The sequence below is a fragment of the Streptomyces thermocarboxydus genome, assembly GCF_024760485.1.
In the GTDB taxonomy this organism is placed as follows: domain Bacteria; phylum Actinomycetota; class Actinomycetes; order Streptomycetales; family Streptomycetaceae; genus Streptomyces; species Streptomyces cellulosae.
In genome coordinates this window covers 575,180-591,880 of the sequence record NZ_CP058273.1, presented here as the reverse complement: position 1 = coordinate 591,880, position 16,701 = coordinate 575,180, and the positions used below count along the sequence as shown (strand labels likewise).

At 71.8% G+C, this 16,701-nt stretch carries 14 protein-coding genes; 5 read left to right on the top strand and 9 right to left on the bottom strand.

The window, feature by feature from the left end; genetic code table 11:
• Window positions 1-3: 3 nt before the first annotated feature.
• Entirely contained in the window at window positions 4-2,073 is a 2,070-nt protein-coding gene (locus AY578_RS02715) for a SpoIIE family protein phosphatase (RefSeq protein ID WP_019526864.1), read from the bottom strand.
• A 263-nt stretch (window positions 2,074-2,336) separates the two neighbouring features.
• On the opposite strand from AY578_RS02715, the gene AY578_RS02710 reads away from it, so the two are divergent.
• The 3 genes from AY578_RS02710 to AY578_RS02700 all read left to right on the top strand — a co-directional run bounded on the left by AY578_RS02710 (window position 2,337) and on the right by AY578_RS02700 (window position 5,559).
• Window positions 2,337-2,708 carry a hypothetical protein gene (locus tag AY578_RS02710; protein ID WP_028960330.1) on the top strand — a complete coding sequence of 124 codons (372 nt, stop codon included), beginning with the start codon at window positions 2,337-2,339 and terminating at the stop codon, window positions 2,706-2,708.
• 142 nt (window positions 2,709-2,850) lie between these two features.
• A complete protein-coding gene (locus tag AY578_RS02705) occupies window positions 2,851-4,866 on the top strand; it encodes an FAD-dependent oxidoreductase (protein WP_028960329.1) in 2,016 nt (671 codons plus the stop codon).
• A gap of 132 nt (window positions 4,867-4,998) precedes the next feature.
• Entirely contained in the window at window positions 4,999-5,559 is a 561-nt protein-coding gene (locus tag AY578_RS02700; protein WP_136237274.1) for a PadR family transcriptional regulator, read from the top strand.
• A 281-nt stretch (window positions 5,560-5,840) separates the two neighbouring features.
• On the opposite strand, the gene AY578_RS02695 is transcribed toward AY578_RS02700, so the two are convergent.
• Complete coding sequence (locus AY578_RS02695; RefSeq protein ID WP_215049388.1) at window positions 5,841-6,377, bottom strand: hypothetical protein; 537 nt, start codon at window positions 6,375-6,377, stop codon at window positions 5,841-5,843.
• Window positions 6,378-6,549: 172 nt separating this feature from the next.
• Window positions 6,550-7,557, bottom strand: coding sequence for a fibronectin type III domain-containing protein (locus AY578_RS02690; protein ID WP_026244133.1), 1,008 nt, complete (start codon window positions 7,555-7,557; stop codon window positions 6,550-6,552).
• A gap of 739 nt (window positions 7,558-8,296) precedes the next feature.
• Between AY578_RS02690 and AY578_RS02685 the strand changes: the two genes are divergently transcribed.
• Window positions 8,297-8,962 carry a glycoside hydrolase family 75 protein gene (locus AY578_RS02685; RefSeq protein ID WP_205526754.1) on the top strand — a complete coding sequence of 222 codons (666 nt, stop codon included), beginning with the start codon at window positions 8,297-8,299 and terminating at the stop codon, window positions 8,960-8,962.
• 27 nt (window positions 8,963-8,989) lie between these two features.
• Here the strand turns inward: AY578_RS02685 and AY578_RS02680 are convergent, their stop codons facing one another.
• The 3 genes from AY578_RS02680 to dhaK all read right to left on the bottom strand — a co-directional run bounded on the left by AY578_RS02680 (window position 8,990) and on the right by dhaK (window position 11,082).
• Complete coding sequence (locus AY578_RS02680; protein WP_161230994.1) at window positions 8,990-9,400, bottom strand: PTS-dependent dihydroxyacetone kinase phosphotransferase subunit DhaM; 411 nt, start codon at window positions 9,398-9,400, stop codon at window positions 8,990-8,992.
• A gap of 1 nt (window position 9,401) precedes the next feature.
• Window positions 9,402-10,025, bottom strand: a complete 624-nt coding sequence (gene dhaL, locus AY578_RS02675; RefSeq protein WP_019526856.1) for a dihydroxyacetone kinase subunit DhaL — start codon at window positions 10,023-10,025, stop codon at window positions 9,402-9,404.
• 64 nt (window positions 10,026-10,089) lie between these two features.
• Window positions 10,090-11,082 (bottom strand): dihydroxyacetone kinase subunit DhaK, encoded by a 993-nt coding sequence (gene dhaK, locus AY578_RS02670; protein ID WP_028960324.1) that lies wholly within the window; start codon window positions 11,080-11,082, stop codon window positions 10,090-10,092.
• A 441-nt stretch (window positions 11,083-11,523) separates the two neighbouring features.
• Here dhaK and AY578_RS02665 point away from each other — a divergent pair, with 441 nt between their 5' ends.
• Window positions 11,524-12,297 (top strand): FadR/GntR family transcriptional regulator, encoded by a 774-nt coding sequence (locus AY578_RS02665; protein ID WP_026244131.1) that lies wholly within the window; start codon window positions 11,524-11,526, stop codon window positions 12,295-12,297.
• A gap of 175 nt (window positions 12,298-12,472) precedes the next feature.
• On the opposite strand, the gene AY578_RS02660 is transcribed toward AY578_RS02665, so the two are convergent.
• From AY578_RS02660 to AY578_RS02650, 3 genes are read right to left on the bottom strand one after another with little or no spacing between them, the layout of a single operon-like run.
• Window positions 12,473-13,609, bottom strand: coding sequence for an ABC transporter ATP-binding protein (locus AY578_RS02660; RefSeq protein WP_019526853.1), 1,137 nt, complete (start codon window positions 13,607-13,609; stop codon window positions 12,473-12,475).
• An 18-nt stretch (window positions 13,610-13,627) separates the two neighbouring features.
• Entirely contained in the window at window positions 13,628-15,433 is a 1,806-nt protein-coding gene (locus AY578_RS02655; RefSeq protein ID WP_258901936.1) for an ABC transporter permease, read from the bottom strand.
• A 6-nt stretch (window positions 15,434-15,439) separates the two neighbouring features.
• Window positions 15,440-16,555 (bottom strand): ABC transporter substrate-binding protein, encoded by a 1,116-nt coding sequence (locus AY578_RS02650; protein WP_019526851.1) that lies wholly within the window; start codon window positions 16,553-16,555, stop codon window positions 15,440-15,442.
• Window positions 16,556-16,701: the final 146 nt, after the last annotated feature.

The following is a 16,701-nucleotide window of genomic DNA, read 5'->3' as shown; positions in this document are numbered from 1 at the left end:
TCCTCAGTCCCCCGTCGCCCTCACCCGCGCGATCAGCAGCGCGACGTCGTCGAAGTTGTCCGGCTCGTGCAGCGTGCGCAGGAGGAGTTCGCAGACCTCGTCCAGGGAACGGGCCGGGGTGTCGAGGAGGCTGAGGAGGCGGTCGAGGCGGGCGTCCAGGGGGTCGCGGCGGGTCTCCACCAGGCCGTCGGTGTAGAGGACGAGGCGGTCGCCCGGCTCCAGGTCGACCTCGGTCGTGGAGAAGGCGACCCCGCCAACGCCCAGCGGCACCCCCGTGGGCAGGTCCAGCAGCTCGGGCGCCTGGCCGGCGCGGATGCGGACCGGCGGGAGGTGGCCGGCGTTGGAGATCACGCACCGCCGCTCGCGCGGGTCGTGGACGGCGTAGACACAGGTGGCGATCGCCTCGTCCAGCTCCACGGTGATCCGGTTCAGGTGTTCCAGCAGGACCGCCGGGTCGAGGCCGAGGGACGCCAGCGTGTGGGTGGCGGTCCGCAGCCGTCCCATGGTGGCGGCGGCCGGGATGCCGCTGCCCATCACGTCGCCCACGACGAGCGCCGTACGGTCGTCGTCCAGCGGGATCACGTCGAACCAGTCGCCGCCGACCTCGCTGGTGGCGCCCGCCGGCTGGTAGCGGGAGGCGACCTCGAGACCGCCCGTCACGGACGGATGGCTGGGCAGCAGGCTGCGCTGGAGCGTGAGCGCGGTGTCGCGGGCGTTCTGGTACCAGCGCGCGTTGTCGATCTGCACGGCCGCCCGCGAGGCCAGCTCCCGGGCGAGCAGCAGGTCGTCCTCGTCGAACGGCCGTGGAGTGCGCGTACGGATCAGGTCGATCGCGCCCAGCACCTCCCCGCGCGCGATCAGCGGCACGGCCAGGTACGAGTGGACGCCCGCCCCGGCGAGTATCTCCGCGGCCTCGGGAGAGCGGGCGATCCGCAGCAGGTCCTCGTCCTTCACCTGCGGCACCATCACCGGCAGCCCCGTGCGCACGCACTCGGTGATCAGCCGGTCCGGCGCGTACCGGATCACCTCGCCCGGCGGGTCGGCGGCCGGCACCGCGTCGGACGCGTCGACCCAGCGCACCGCCAGCGCCCGCATCAGCGCCGGCTCCGCCGGGCCGAGCACGGTGCGCCGGCCCCGTACGACCGCGTCGAGCAGGTCCACCGCGGCCGCGTCGGCCAGCTCGGGGACGGCCACGTCGGCCAGCTCGCCGGACGTGCGGTCCAGGTCCAGCGTGGTGCCGATCCGCGCCGAGGCGTCGGCGATCAGCGCGATCCGCCGGCGGGCCGTCTCCGCCTCGATGTTCGCCCGGTGCTGGTCGGTGATGTCCACGACCGACACGGCGACCCCCAGCACCGTGCCGAGGGTGTTCTCCAGGCGATACAGGGACACCGTCCAGGCGTGGTCGGCGTCCGGGTCGGCCGGGGTGCGCCCGGTCATCGACCGGTCCACCACCGGACGCCCGGTCCGCAGCACCTCCCGGGCCGCCTCCTCGATGGCCGCCGCGTCCACCAGCGGCAGCACCTCCCGCGTCGTGCGGCCCAGGTGCTCGTCGGCCGTCAGGCCGTTCATCTGCTCCAGCGCCGGGTTCACCGACACGTACCGCAGGTCCGCGTCCAGGACGGCGAGACCGATGGGGGACTGGGCGACGATCCGCGTGGACAGCGCCACGTCCTGCTCCAGCCGCCGCACCGTCGACTGGTCGACCGCGAGCCCGAGGGCGTACACCTGCCCCCGGTCGTCCAGCAGCCGCATGTTGCGGAACTCCACCAGCCGGGTCCCGCCGTCCTTGCGCCGGATCGGGAACGCCCCCGCCCAGCTCCGCCCGGTCCGCATGACCTCGGCGAACAGCTTCTTCACCAGGTCCAGGTGCTCCTCGTGCACCATGATCCGGGCGGCGTACCGGCCCAGCGCCTCCTGGGCGGTGTAGCCGAACAGCTCCTCCGCCTGGGGACTCCACAGCACGATCCGCCCCTCGGCGTCCAGGACGACCGAAGCCACGCGCAGGACGTCGAGCAGCCCGCTGGGACGCGCCGGACCGTCCCCGCCGGCCGGGAGTGACCTCGCTGCGCTCATCCCACGCCCCGCCTTCGCCGAGTCCGCGGCACGCCGTCGCCGCGCCGCCGTCCCTTTGTTGTACCGCGCGCGAGGGCGATTTTCCGCCGCTCCTGTCGTCCCGTTCCCGCTGTGTGCCCATCCTGGTCGTGCTCTCTTCTCATCCTGGCCGGTGACCGCCACCGCGTCATCGTGAAAGGCGCGCGGGTAGTGCGTTGCGGTGTGCGGTGCTTTGCTGAGGTAGGGCGGGGGACGGCGGTGTGAATACGAGAGGAGCGATCACGATGGTGAACGAGCCCACGCACCCGGAATCCGTCTCGGTCGAGATCAGCGGATGCAGCAAGGACGACGCCCGGATCGTCTTCGACACCCTGTGCGCCTGCTTCTCGTCGGACCGGTGCGCCGACGACGTGCCCGAGGAACTGCACGAGACCCGGCCCACGGTGTGGCTCGGCACGTTCGACGTCGCCGACCCACGCGAGGGGGAGGCCCGCCCCGCGCGGCTGTCCTCCTCGGTCGACGCCGACGTACAGGGCGGCTACTGGGCGATCGACCGCTTCCGCATCACGCTGGAGGACCTGTTCCGCGTCAGCGACCTGACCAGGACCTCGGGCGACCAGGAGCGCGAACTGCACGTCCGCCTCGAGAGCAGGTGAGTACGCAGTCACAGGTGAGTACGTAGTCAGATGAGTCCGGCCGGAACGCTGTGCCCTCCGTCACCTCCATTATGCAACTAGTTGCATAAGCCGGTGCGCGTGCCCTACAACTACAGGCACCACACCGCGCACGGAGGGCCAGATGAGCCGTTACCCCCACCTGCTGACCCCCTTGGACCTGGGCTTCACCACGCTGCCCAACCGGGTCCTCATGGGTTCCATGCACGTCGGTCTCGAGGAGGCCGAGGGCGGCTTCTCCCGTATGGCCGAGTTCTACGCCGCCCGCGCCCGCGGTGGCGTCGGCCTCATCGTCACCGGCGGCATCGCCCCCAACGACGAGGGGCGCCCCTACGAGGGCGGCGCCAAGCTCACCTCCGACGAGGAGGCCGAGCAGCACCGGGTCGTCACCGCGGCCGTCCACCGCGAGGGCGGCCGCATCGCCCTGCAGATCCTGCACTTCGGCCGCTACGCCTACCACCAGGACCTGGTCGCCCCCAGCCCCGTCCAGGCACCCATCAGCCCCTTCGTGCCGCGCGAGCTGTCCGACGCCGACGTCGAGCGGACCATCGACGACTACGTCCGCGCCGCCCGCCTCGCCCGGCAGGCCGGCTACGACGGCGTCGAGATCATGGGCTCCGAGGGCTACCTCATCAACGAGTTCATCGCCCGCCACACCAACCGGCGCACCGACCGCTGGGGCGGCTCCTACGAGAACCGGATGCGCTTCCCGGTCGAGATCGTCCGCCGCGTCCGCGAGGCGGTCGGCGACGACTTCATCCTGATCTACCGGCTCTCCATGCTCGACCTGGTGCCCGGCGGCTCCACCCTCGACGAGGTGATCACCCTCGCCAAGGCCGTCGAGGCGGCCGGCGCCACCATCATCAACACCGGCATCGGCTGGCACGAGGCCCGCATCCCCACCATCGCCACCTCCGTCCCGCGCGGCGCCTACACCTGGGTCACCAAGCGGCTCATGGGCGAGGTGTCCGTCCCGCTGGTCACCACCAACCGCATCAACACCCCGGAGCTGGCCGAGCAGCTGCTCGCCGACGGCACCGCCGACATGGTGTCCATGGCCCGCCCGATGCTCGCCGACCCCGACTTCGTCGCCAAGGCCGCCGAGGGCCGCCCCGAGGCGATCAACACCTGCATCGGCTGCAACCAGGCCTGCCTCGACCACACCTTCAGCGGCCAGATCACCTCCTGCCTGGTCAACCCGCGCGCCTGCCACGAGACCGAGCTGGTGCTCTCGCCGACCCGCCGCCGCAAGCGCGTCGCCGTCGTCGGCGCCGGTCCCGCAGGCCTCGCCTGCGCGGTCTCCGCCGCCGAACGCGGCCACGACGTCACCCTGTTCGACGCCGCGAGCGAGATCGGCGGGCAGCTCAACGTCGCCCGCAAGGTGCCCGGCAAGCAGGAGTTCGACGAGACCCTGCGCTACTTCCGCACCCGCCTCGCCGACCTCGCCGTCGACGTCCGGCTCGACACGCGCGTCACCGCGGCCGACGTCACCGGCTACGACGAGGTCGTCGTCGCCACCGGCGTCACCCCCCGCGTCCCCGACATCCCCGGCGTCGACCACCCGAGCGTCGTCGGCTACCTCGACGTGCTCCGCGACGGCGTGAGCGTCGGCGACCGCGTCGCGATCCTCGGCGCCGGCGGCATCGGCTTCGACGTCGCCGAGTACCTCACCGACGGCGGCGACAAGGCGCACGAGGACCCCGCGACGTACTTCCGCCAGTGGGGCGTCGACCTCGACTACCGCGCGCCCGGCGGCCTCGCCGCCCCCGAGCGGCCCGCCCCGCCGCGCACGGTGCATCTGCTCCAGCGCAAGACGTCCAAGGTCGGCGCCGGGCTCGGCAAGACCACGGGCTGGATTCACCGCACGGAGCTGCGGCACCGGGGCGTCACCATGGTTCCGGGCGTGCGCTACGACCGGATCGACGACGCCGGGCTGCACGTCACCGTGGGTGAGGAAAGCACCGTGCTCGAGGTCGACACCATCGTGCTGTGCACCGGCCAGGAACCGCGCCGGGACCTCTACGAGGAGCTGGTCGCGGCGGGCAGCCCGGTTCACTTGATCGGCGGCGCCGACGTGGCCGCCGAGCTGGACGCCAAGCGGGCCATCAAGCAGGGCACCGAGCTCGCGGCGGCGCTCTAGGCCTGTCCGGCGGATCACGCGGGGTCTGGCACCAGACCCCGCTCACCTGGGTTGCAAGACGCTGCGCCTTTCCCCCGACTTGATCCGCCGGACAGGCCTAGGGCGGGCGCGGCCCGTCCCTAGGATGAGCGCATGTCACTCCCGCACGCGATCCTCACCGCCCTGCTCGAGAAGCCGTCGTCGGGGCTGGAGCTGACCCGCCGCTTCGACCGGTCGATCGGCTACTTCTGGTCCGCGACGCATCAGCAGATCTACCGGGAGCTGGGAAAGCTGGAGGCGGAGGGCCTGATCCGGGCCCTCCCCTCGGAGCAGCCGGCGCGCGGGCAGAAGAAGGCGTACGAGGTGCTGCCGGCGGGGCGGGAGGAACTGGCCCGCTGGACGGCCGCGTCCCAGGACCCCAAGCCGCACCGGGACGCGCTGCTGCTGCGGCTGCGGGCGGCGGCGGTGGTGGGGACGGTGGGGCTGGAGGACGATCTCCGGCGTCATCGGGAGCTGCACGCGCGGCAGTTGGAGACGTACCGGGAGATCGAGCGAAGGGACTTCCCTCCGGGGAGGGGTGAGGCCGAGGACCGGTTGCGGCACCTTGTGCTGCGGGCGGGGATCGATCTGGAGACGTTCTGGACGCAGTGGCTCGACCATGCGTTGGCGGAGTTCGCGGAGATTTCCGAGGGGCGGGGGGAGGGGGAGGGGTAGTCGCCTGCGTGCGGGCCGGTGGGGGCCGGTCGCGCAGTTCCCCGCGCCCCTTGAGGGACGCCTCCGCAGCTGCGGGCAGTCGTCCCGCAGGGCGGCACGGGTGGGCGCAGCGGTACCTCTGCAGCGCCGGGTGCGGGTTGTCCGTGGCCGGTCGCGCAGTTCCCCGCGCCCCTTGAGGGTGGCGGACCCTGAGGAGGTTTCCCCGCGCCCCTTGCGGGGCGCGGGGGCGGCGTCGGGTGCCTGACCGGAGCGCTTCGGTCGAGGGCGGCCCGGCGCCGGGTCTAGAGGTGGGTCGGGCGGGCCGTGTTGCGGCGGCGGAGGTACCAGACGGTGCCGAGGACGCCGGCACCGACCAGCGCGCCGCCCGCCACGGCGGTGACCGTGCCGTAGTCCTTCGACGCGCCGCCGACGCCGCCCATCACACCGCGGGACGGCGACGCCGTGGGGGAGGCCGAAGGGCTGGACGCCGGGGACACGACCACGGACTGGGTGCCCGCGGTGCTGCCGTTGGAGCACACCACGATCACCGTGTACGTGCCCGCGCTGACGTTGGACCAGGCCGCGGACTGCCCCGGGGACGTCCCGGACAGCGCCACCTGGCGGCCCTGTGAGAAGTTCGCCTGACCGCTGCTGAGCAGCGAGGCGGTGCCCCAGTGGCCGTTGATCTGGGTGCACGCGGTGGTGCTCACCGAGACCGTGTTCCCGGTGGTGCTGACGGAGATTCCGTCCGCGGCCGCCGGTCCGGCCGGCATCACGGCGAGCGCGGCGGCGGCTGCCACGGTCGGTCCGAGGCGGAGCAGGGGCTTCGAGATGCTCATGTGGACTGCCTTCCGGCGGCACGGCCGGCGGTACATCCCTTGCGCCGCCGAGGTCGGGGAGCGCCCGTGCCGCCACGAAGATCAGCCAACGGGCAGCCCGCCCGCCGCGCACTCCGGCTGCATCCACGCAGGTGACGGCGTCCTCCGGGCGGCTCAGCGGGGTGTGCCGGCGTCAGCCGCCGGCACCCGTCGTCACCGTCCGCTCGGCCGAGAAGGCGCCCCACGTGCCGTCCGGCAGCAGCGCCCTGATCCGCACCCGGTGCGTGACGCCGGCCGCCTCGCCCGCGTAGAAGCGGTACGTGGCCCGGTCGCGGGGCGCCTCGCCGCCGTACACCAGCGAGGTGACGGGCCGTCCGTCCAGCCGCACCTCGTACTCGGTGACCGTCCCGTCGACGCGCGGCGGTGTCCAGGAGAGCACGATGTCGTACGACCCGCCTGAAGTCCGGCTCACGGCTCGGAAGTTGGTGGGCGCGGTGGCCGTGGCGCCGTCGTCCGTGCCCTCGGCGGTGGTGAGACGGACGGCAGGGGAGGGCTGCGAGAGGTTGTCCGCCGCGTCACGGGCGCGGACGGTGAAGCTGTATCGGGTTCCGGGGCGCAGCCCGGTCACCACGGCGGCCGTCTGGTTCCCGCCCACACTGTGGATCTTCGACCCCGCCTGGTAGATGGTGTACGACACCACACCGCGGTCGTCCCGTGCCGCCGTCCAGGAGAGCTGGGCCGCCCGACTGCCGACCGCGCGTCCCTTCAGGTTCCCGGGAGTCGTGGGCGGTGCGGTGTCCGCTCGGGCCGCCGCCGGGGTCGTGGCCCGTACCTCCCGGCTGGGCGGACCGAGCCGCCCCTCCGCGTCTCGGGCGCGCACCGTGAAGACGTAGGTGGTGGCCGGGCGGAGCCTGGTGACGTCCACCATGTGCGTGGAAGCGGGTACCTGCTTGACCTTGGTGTGGCCTCGATACACCTCGTAGCCGGTCACCGCGGATCCCGCCGGGGCGGTCCGGTTCCACATGACGTGGACGCTGGTGGCGCTGCCCGCCTGCGCGGTGACGCCTGTCGGCGCTCCGGGCGGCCGTTCGCCGCCGCTGTCGTCCCGGCCGCCGCCCCAGCGGCAGGAGACGGTCAGCAGCACGACCGCGCAGAGCGCGAGCAGGCGGCGCGATGACGCGGTTGGGGTAACGCCACGCACGACTTCGCCTCCCGGGGTCCACGGAGGACCGGCCCGTTCAAAGGTCCGTACCAATATGAGGGTGCTGACGCGCTCATATCAAGAGGACGGTGCGGGTCGAACGTGCCGGCGGGTTACGTATCCTGAACACCGAACGGGCCGAACCGCCCCTGCAGGACGGGGTGTTCGGGCTCGAGGCGCGGGCCGCTGTCGTCGCTGAACCCGCGCCGTCACGGGTGGCTGGACGGTCCGGGCCGACGCGCGCCCGGGCCTCCGGCGCCCTCCGCCTCCGCCGGCCCCCGGGTGCCCCGTCCGGCCCCTTTCGGGTCGGTCACCCTCCTCACGCCGGGACGAAATGGGGCAAAGTGCCCTGGGTGTGCGTCCCTGTTCCCGACGAGAGGCTCATCTGACCGTGTCCCGTGTCCAGACGCTCACCGTCGCCGTGGCCGGCGTGGCACTGCTGGCCCCCTCGGCGTCCTCCGCCGCGGAGTCGGTCCACCTCCGTCCGTCCAGGACCGAGGCCCGGCGCGTCGCCGCCGGCTCCGCCCTCCCCGCCGCCCTGCCGCACGTCGCCGTACCGCACCGGGGCCGCATCGAGCCGGTCGCCCGGGACGGCACGCGCGAGGTGTTGACGCCGGTCGCGGGCTCGGGCGGTTCCGCGGCTCCGGGCCCGGGGGCTCCGGGACCGGAGACTGCCGGGCCGGGCGGCTCCGGCCCCGCGACCCCGGACGCCACAGCCTCGGACGGCACGGCGGGCGACGTGACGACAGGCCCCGCCACCCCCGCCCCCACGGACTCCGGCCCCTCCCCGTCAGGGGGCTCCGAGCCCTCCGCTCCCGCCCCCGTCACCGCGGCCGACCTCCTGGCCAGGGTGAGCGGCTGCACCCCCGTCTCGCGGGGCAAGTACCGCAAGGACCGCGGCAGTGCGGCCACCGTCCCGGTGTGCGGCACGCGCGAGGCGGTGTACTGGAAGGCGGACATGGACATCGACTGCGACGGCCGCCCTGGCCGCCACTGCAACGCCGCCACCGACCCGAGCTTCTCCTCGTCCACCGCTTTCGCGCAGTCCGACGGCCGCGCCCTCAGCTCCGAGAAGCTGCCCTACGTCGTCGTCCCCGCGCCCAGTTCGATCTGGGACTACCGCGACCACGGCGTGCGCGGCGGATCGGTCGCGGCCGTCGTCTACCGCGACCGCGTCAGCTACGCGGTCGTCGGCGACACCGGCCCGACCGACATCATCGGCGAGGCGTCCTACGCGGCCGCCAAGTCCCTGGGCGTCGACCCGGACCCGCGCTCCGGCGGCGCACCTTCCGGGGTGACGTACATCGTGTTCAAGGACAGCCGGGTCACCCCGCTGGAGGACAAGGAGGCCGCGCAGACCCAGGGGGAGCGGCTGGCACGGGAGTTCGTCGATTCCAAGGACTGACTCCCGTACCCGAGTGCTCCGCCGCCCTCACACCTTCCGGTAGCCGTACGCCTCCGAGGCCGCCGCCGCCACCGCGGCGAGGTCCGCGCCCGTGGAGGCGGTGACCACAGCGGCCACGGCGCCTTCCAGGAAAGGCGCGTCCACCAGTTGCGTGTTCTCCGGGAGTTCGTCGCCCTCGGCCAGCAGGGCCTTCACGGTGAGCACCGCGCTGCCCAGGTCGGTCAGCACCGCGACGCCCACGCCCCGGTCCACGGACGCCGCCGCCGCGGCGATCAGCTCCGCGCTGGTGCCCAGCTCGCCGCTCTCCGTGCCGCCCGCGGGGGCCACCGGCACCGACGCGCCCCCGCCGGAGAGCCCCTGTGCCAGCTCCGCCACGGAGGCCGCGACCGCCGCGCTGTGCGACACCAGGACGATCCCGACCAGCTTCTCGTCGCTCACCTCACTCACCGCCGCCCGCGTCCGCGTCGCCGGGCCCGGCGTCCAGCAGCGCGGCGATCAGCAGCGCCGAGGAGGTGGCCCCGGGGTCCTGGTGCCCGATGCTGCGCTCGCCCAGATAGCTCGCCCGGCCCTTGCGGGCCAGCATCGGCGTCGTCGCGACCGCGCCGTCCCGCGCGGCGTCCCGCGCCGCCGTGAACGACTCGCCGAGCGCCTCCACCGCGGGGAGCAGCGCGTCGATCATCGTCTTGTCGCCCGGCGCCGCCCCGCCCAGCTTCATCACGGCGTCCACCCCGGCCCGCAGCGCCTCGGCCAGCTGCTGCCGGTCCACCTCGGCGGCCTCGCCCAGCGTCTTGCCGGTGCGGCGCAGCAGCGTCCCGTACAGGGGCCCTGACGCGCCGCCCACCGTGGACACCAGCAGGCGTCCGGCCTGGGTGAGCACCGCGCCGGGCGTGGCGGGCGGCTCCTTGTCCAGTGCGTCCTTCACCGCCCGGAATCCGCGCTGCAGATTGCTGCCGTGATCGGCGTCGCCGATCTCCGAGTCGAGGGCGGTGAGCCGCTCCGCCTCGCGGTCCACGGATGCGGTGGTGACCGTCATCCAACGGCGGAAGAAGTCGGCGTCCAGCACGGGAACTCCTCGCGTGGTAGGTGTCCGGGGCGCCGGCCCCGGTGTTGATCTGTCCCGGTGTGGATCACATACCCCAGCGCAGCCCGGGCGTACTCACCGGCGCGTCGTACAGGCGCAGCAGCTCCTCGTCGACCTGGCAGAGGGTGACCGAGGCGCCCGCCATGTCCAGGGACGTGACGTAGTTGCCGACGAGGACCCGCGCGACCGGGACGCCGCGCTCGGAGAGCACCCGCTGCACCTCGGCGTTGAAGCCGTACAGCTCCAGCAACGGCGTGGCGCCCATGCCGTTGACCAGTACCAGCACCGGGTTGCGCGGGGTGAGGTCGTCGAGGACCGCGCCGACGGCGAAGTCGGCGATCTCGCCGGACGTCATCATCGGACGCCGCTCGCGGCCCGGCTCGCCGTGGATGCCGATGCCCAGCTCCAGCTCGCCGGCCGGCAGGTCGAAGGTCGGCGTGCCCTTGGCGGGCGTGGTGACCGCGCTGAGCGCCACGCCGAAGCTGCGGGAGTTCTCGTTCACCTGCTTCGCGAGCGCCGCCACCCGCTCCAGCGGCTGCCCCTCCTCGGCCGCCGCGCCCGCGATCTTCTCCACGAACAGCGTCGCACCGGTGCCGCGGCGGCCCGCCGTGTACAGGCTGTCGGTCACCGCCACGTCATCGTTGACCAGCACCTTCGCGACCTGCACGCCCTCGTCCTCGGCGAGCTCGGCCGCCATGTCGAAGTTGAGCACGTCGCCGGTGTAGTTCTTCACGATGAACAGCACCCCGGCCCCGCTGTCCACGGCCGCCGCGGCCCGCACCATCTGGTCGGGGACGGGGGAGGTGAACACCTCGCCGGGACAGGCCGCCGACAGCATGCCGGGGCCCACGAACCCGCCGTGCAGCGGCTCGTGCCCCGAACCGCCGCCCGACACCAGGCCCACCTTGCCCGCCACCGGGGCGTCCTTGCGGACCACCACCCGGTTCTCCACGTCCACCGTCAGCTCGGGATGGGCCGCCGCCATACCGCGCAGCGCGTCCGTCACCACGGTCTCCGGAACGTTGATCAGCATCTTCATGGGTACCTCCTGGGAAAGGCGTCAGTCGATTCCTGGGCCAGCGTCTTCGCTGGTCACGGCTCGTTTCGGGAGATCAATGACGGTGGCGTCCTGCGGCGGTCCGAAGCGGGTTCCTGCGGTACTGATGCTGACTTCATACTGACTTCCGTGACGGGCATCCGGTAGAGCGGACGGCCGGACGGATCTCGGCCGAAGTGCCCTTGTGGGCAGTATCGGCCTTGCGGCAGCGAAGGGCACGCGCGAGGGCGTCACGGGCGCGCCTCGGTCCGTCAGGAACCGTGCGACGGGGGGTACCGGTGTCTCGGGGGGCCGGAGGCCTTCCCCCGTGCCCTGCGGGCGCGACGGCCGGACGACGCACCGATCCGCGGGTCTGTTGGTCCGACGTCGGGCAGCGGTGCCGGCGGGCGCCGCGCGGGCCGCAGCGCGTGGAAGAATGCATGCATGCCATCCAGCCAGGCTCAGCGCGCTGAGACGGAAGCAGAGAACGGCGGCAGGCCGACCGCCCCCGGGGGGCTTTTCAAGACGGTCACCTCGAGCCGTGTTTCCCAGATGATCGTCGACCAGATCCGCACGCTCCTGAGGGAGGAGCGACTCCAGCCCGGTGACCGCCTGCCCAGTGAGCGCGATCTGTGCACACAGTTCGGGGTGAGCAGGGTGACCGTACGGGAGGCGCTGCGCAGCCTGGAGGCCGCCGGGCTGGTCGAGATCCGGCTCGGTGCCCGCGGCGGCGCGTTCGTGACGTCGCCGTCCTCCCGCCAGGTCGGAGAGGGGCTCGCCGACCTGCTGTCGCTGTCGCCGGTGACCGCCGCGGAGGTCACCGAGGCCCGCCTCGTGTTCGAGCTCGGCATCGTGCCGCTCATCGTCGAACGCGCCACCGAGGAGGACCTCGACGAGCTCCGCGCGCTGTGTGACCAGCACGCCGAGGCGATCAAGAAGGGCACCTACAGCATGGAGATGTCCGCGGACTTCCACACCCGGGTCGCCGCCTGCACGCACAACGGCGGGATCGAGATGCTCGTGCAGTCCTTCCACGGACCGCTGCTCATGAGCCTGCGCGAGGCGCAGAGCGTCGAACCGAAGATGGGGCGGCAAGGGGTGAAGGAGCACCGCAGCTTCGTCGAGGCCATCGCGGCCCGCGACGCGGAAGCCGCGACGGAGATCATGCGCACCCACCTGAAGCGGACCCAGTCCCGGGTGCGGCGCGGCCGGAAGTAGCGAGGACCGGGCCCCGCGGCGTCGGCGACGAGGCCCAGGAACGCCGGCTCGCGCGAGGGGGTGAGCAGCGCGAACGTCTCGCGCAAGCCGTTCGCGTCGCACCACGGCGGCGCCGGCCCAGCAGGTCGGTGCGGTTCCGGTCCCGGCGGCGCCGTGCCTTGGGCCTCGCCGTCGGTCAGTCGAGCGGGACGAGGATCACCTTGTCCGGGGCGACCGAGAAGTGCACCTCGGTGCCCGGTGCTATCGACAGATTGGGGTTGGAGCGGTTGTGGATCTCCAGGTCGCCGACGCCCACGATGTGGTCGACGACATCGCCCATGAAGGCGCGGGTGAGGACGGTGCCCGCCCACTCGTTGGGGACGTTGCCCCGTCGCTCGCGGGACAGGTCGACGCACTCGGGCCGGATGGAGATGAGCACGGTGGCGCCGACCGCGGGAGCCACCTCCACACCGCGGGCGACGAGCCGTCCCTGGGCCGTGTCGACCCGCACCTCACTGCCCGACACCGAGACGACCTTGGCCTCCATGAAGTTGGACGTGCCGATGAACTCGGCGACGAAACGCGTGGCGGGCTTGGTGTAGATCTCGCGGGGCTTGCCGATCTGCTCGACACGGCCCTTGTTCATCACCGCGATCCGGCTGGACATCACCAGAGCCTCGGCCTGGTCGTGTGTCACGTAGATCGCGGTGAGGTTCAGCTCACGCTGGAGCCGCTTGAGCTCGAACCGCATCGTCTCGCGCAGCTTGGCGTCCAGGTTGGACAGCGGTTCGTCCAGCAGCATCAGCTCGGGCCGGGTCACCAGGGCGCGGGCCAGCGCCAGCCGCTGCTGCTGGCCGCCGGAGAGCTTGGTGGCCGGCCGGGAGGTGTAGGCGCCCAGCTCGGTGACGTCCAGGGCGTGCTCGACCCGCTCCTGGATCTCCTTGCGGCCGGGGCGCTTGGCACGGGGCATCACTTCCAGCGGGAACGACACGTTCTTGAAGACCGACAGGTGCGGCCAGATGGCGTACGACTGGAAGACCATGCCGAGCCCGCGCCGGTTGGCATGGACGTTGATGCCGTGTGCGGAGTCGAAGAGCACGGTACCGCCGAGCGTCACCCGGCCCTCCGTCGGGCGCTCCAGGCCTGCCACGGCCCGCAGAGTGGTGGTCTTTCCGCAGCCGGAGGGACCGAGCAGGGTGAACAGCTCGCCCGCGTGCACCTCGAAGTCGACCCCGCCGACGGCGTACACGCGTGTGCCCTGGCCGGACGAGCGCCTGGAGGAGCGCCTGGTCGTGTCGTCGTAGCTCTTCTTGAGAGATTCGACCGTCAACATCGCTGAAGGTCCCTTCGATCAGTTCGCGGAGTCGCTCTGCAGCCCGAAGCGGGCGCCCAGGCGGTAGGCAATGGCGACGAGGAGGACGAGCAGGGTGACCATGCAGACGCCCAGGGCGGCAAGGGTGGTGAACTGGCCGTTCTCGAACTGCTCCCAGATCAGCACCGACAGCACCTCCTTGCCGGGGCTGTAGAGCAGGATGGTGCTGGACAGTTCACGGAACGAGACGATCAGGATGTAGACCCAGCCCGCGAGGATGCCGCCGCTCATCAGCGGGAGCAGCACCCGGCGGAAGGTCTGGAACCAGGACGCGCCGGACACCGCCGCCGACTCCTCCAGCTCGGGCGACATCTGCGCCATGGCGGACGACGCGTACCGCATCCCGTACGGCAGGTATCGCGTGCAGTAGGAGATCAGCAGGATCAGCAGCGTGCCGTAGATCGGCAGCGGCGTGCGCAGGTAGACGAAGGCCAGCGCCAGACCGAGGACGAGACCCGGGATCACGATGGGTGTGAAGGCGAGGAGGTCGAGGATCCGCCGGCCCGGGGCCTTGGTGCGCAGCACGACCCAGGCGACGATCGCGGCGAGGAGCATCACGACCGTTGCCGCGCCGACGCCCAGGACGAGCGAGTTCTTCAACGCGGTCAGCGCGAAGGGCTGGGTGAGGACGGCACGGTAGTTGTCCAGCGTGAGCTGGCTCAGCGTCTCGCCGGTCGGCGCGGCGTAGTACTTCAGCAGCGACGCGTAGACGAGGACGCCGACCGGCAGGACCACGGTGACCAGGAAGTAGAGGATCACCCCGGCGCCCACGAACGCCCGTGCCCGGCCCAGCTCGACCGGACGGGGGCGGAACGCCTTGCCGCCGACGGTCTGGTAGTTGCGCGAGGAGCGCTGGAGCCAGCTGGAGAGCAGGACCCCGATCACCGCGATCACCAGCAGGCCGATGGCGTAGGCGCCGGCGGCCCCGTAGTCGATCGGGTAGGACCGCAGGACGAAGTAGATACGGCTGGTGAAGACATAGATGCCGTTCTGGAGCCCGAGCAGACCCGGCACCTCGAAACTCTCCAGGGACTGGATGAACATCAGCAGGGCCGAGGAGACCATCGCCGGCCGCAGCAGGGGCACGGTGATGCGCCGGAGGACCGTGAGCCGGCCGGCCCCCGACATGGCGGCGGATTCCTCCAGGGAGGGGTCCATCGCCCGGAAGGCGGCCACCATCAGCAGGAACGCCACCGGGGCGAGGTGCAGTCCCTGCACCCAGATCATGCCCCAGATGCTGTAGATGTTGAGGGGGGAGGAACCGGACAGGGGCGTGAAGAGCAGCGAGTTGAGCAGTCCGGTCGTGGGATCCGCGAGGAAGATCCACGACGTGGTGTAAAGAATGCCGGGCACGATGAGCGGTACGAGCGACGCGGCGAAGAAAAGCCCCTTGAACGGGGTGTCCGTCCGCACCTGTACATACGCCAGGACGGTGCCCAGGAGGAGCGCCAGAGCGGCTGAACCTATGGCGAACCAGAGAGAGTTGAGCATCATCTCGCCGGCGTGGGCGTCGCCCCCGTAGGCCCGCGCGAAGGCGTCGAGGGAGACGCCGCTGCCGTCGGCGCTCAGGAAGGTGTCGTGGATCAGGTAGCCCAGCGGCACCAGGGCGAGGTAGCCGACCACGATCACCGTGGCGCCGACCAGCAGGCCCTGGAGGGACAGCGGACGCCGGATCCGGCGCAGAAGCCGGTGGGCCGGTCCCTTCCTTCGGGACCGAGGCTCAGGTCCGGGGCTGGATGCGGGACCGTCGTCCCGCGTGGGCGTGGTCGTGGAGGTGAGGCTCATCGGCGGTCACTTCCCCGACTTGCCCGCGCTGCGCAGCAGCGCGTCGTACTTGTTGTCCCAGTAGGCGGCATCTTTGATGAGACCTTCTACGTCGAAGGGCACGAGGGTGATGCCCTGCAGGCTCTTGTCGCCGGGCACCTTCGTCGACGGGGTGAGCTTGAGCTTGACCAGCTCCTTCTGCCCGTCGGTGAGCATGAAGTGATAGAAGAGCCAGGCGGAGGCCGGACGCTGTGCGTTCTTCACCATGGCGACGCCGTTGGGCCGGGGGAATGCGGGGATCTTCGACACGCGGCTCCTGGGCAGGTGCGTGACGGGGGCGCCGGCCGCGATGGCATGGTCGGTGATGTAGGTGTAGTTCATCGCCTGCATCGCCGACTGGCCGGCGGAGAGGAACTGCATCATCGTGACGTGACCCTTGGCCACCTTGGAGTTGGCGGCGATGCCTTGCCACAGCGAGTCCACTTCGGCCTGCGACTTGCCTTGATCCAGCCAGTACTTGGTGACGTTCGCGTACCAGTCGCTGTCGCTGATCTCCAGGGTCAGTTTGCCCTTGTACTTGGGCAGCGCCAGGTCCTCCCAGCTGTGGGGCTCGTCGGCAGGCTTGATCAGGTCGGTGTTCCAGGCGGGCTGGAAGACGTTGAGACGGGTCGCCGTCCACTGCGGGAACTTGGCCGTGGAGTCCACCTTGTCGAGGGCCGCGCCGTTGAAGTCCGCGAGGAACTTGTTGTCGGCCAGGGCCATCAGCTCCGCGAAGTTGGTTTCCAGAGCGTCGGCGCCGGCCTTGCCTGCCTGGACCTCCTGAAGGGTCCGCTGCAGGACCGTCTCGGAGGTGCCCCGGAAGACGTTGACCTTGATGCCGTACTTCTTCTCGAAGGCCTGCGTCACCGGCGTTGCGACGTCCGAGGTCATCGAGGTGTACAGCGAGAGGGTGTTGCCTTCCTGCCGGGCGACTTCCTCGGCCTTGGCGACCTGCTGGTCCTTGGGGAGGCCGGCGATCTGCGCGTAGAAGTCGTTGGCCTTCGTCCCGGCGGACGAGGTGGTGACAGCGCTGCCGCACCCGGTGGCGGTGGCGGCGATCAGCAGGCCTGCCAGGGCGAGCGTGGTGGTACGGGTGGTCCTCATGCAGTGCTCCTGAAGAGGGGCGGGTAGGGGACTGCGGTCAACCCGCCGTAGGGACGCCGCGCGGCAGCGCGTCGTAGGCGGTGTTCCGTTCACGGTGTCGCTCACGGTCTTCGGGAGGCTGTGGGTGGCGCCCGCTGGGGCCCGCA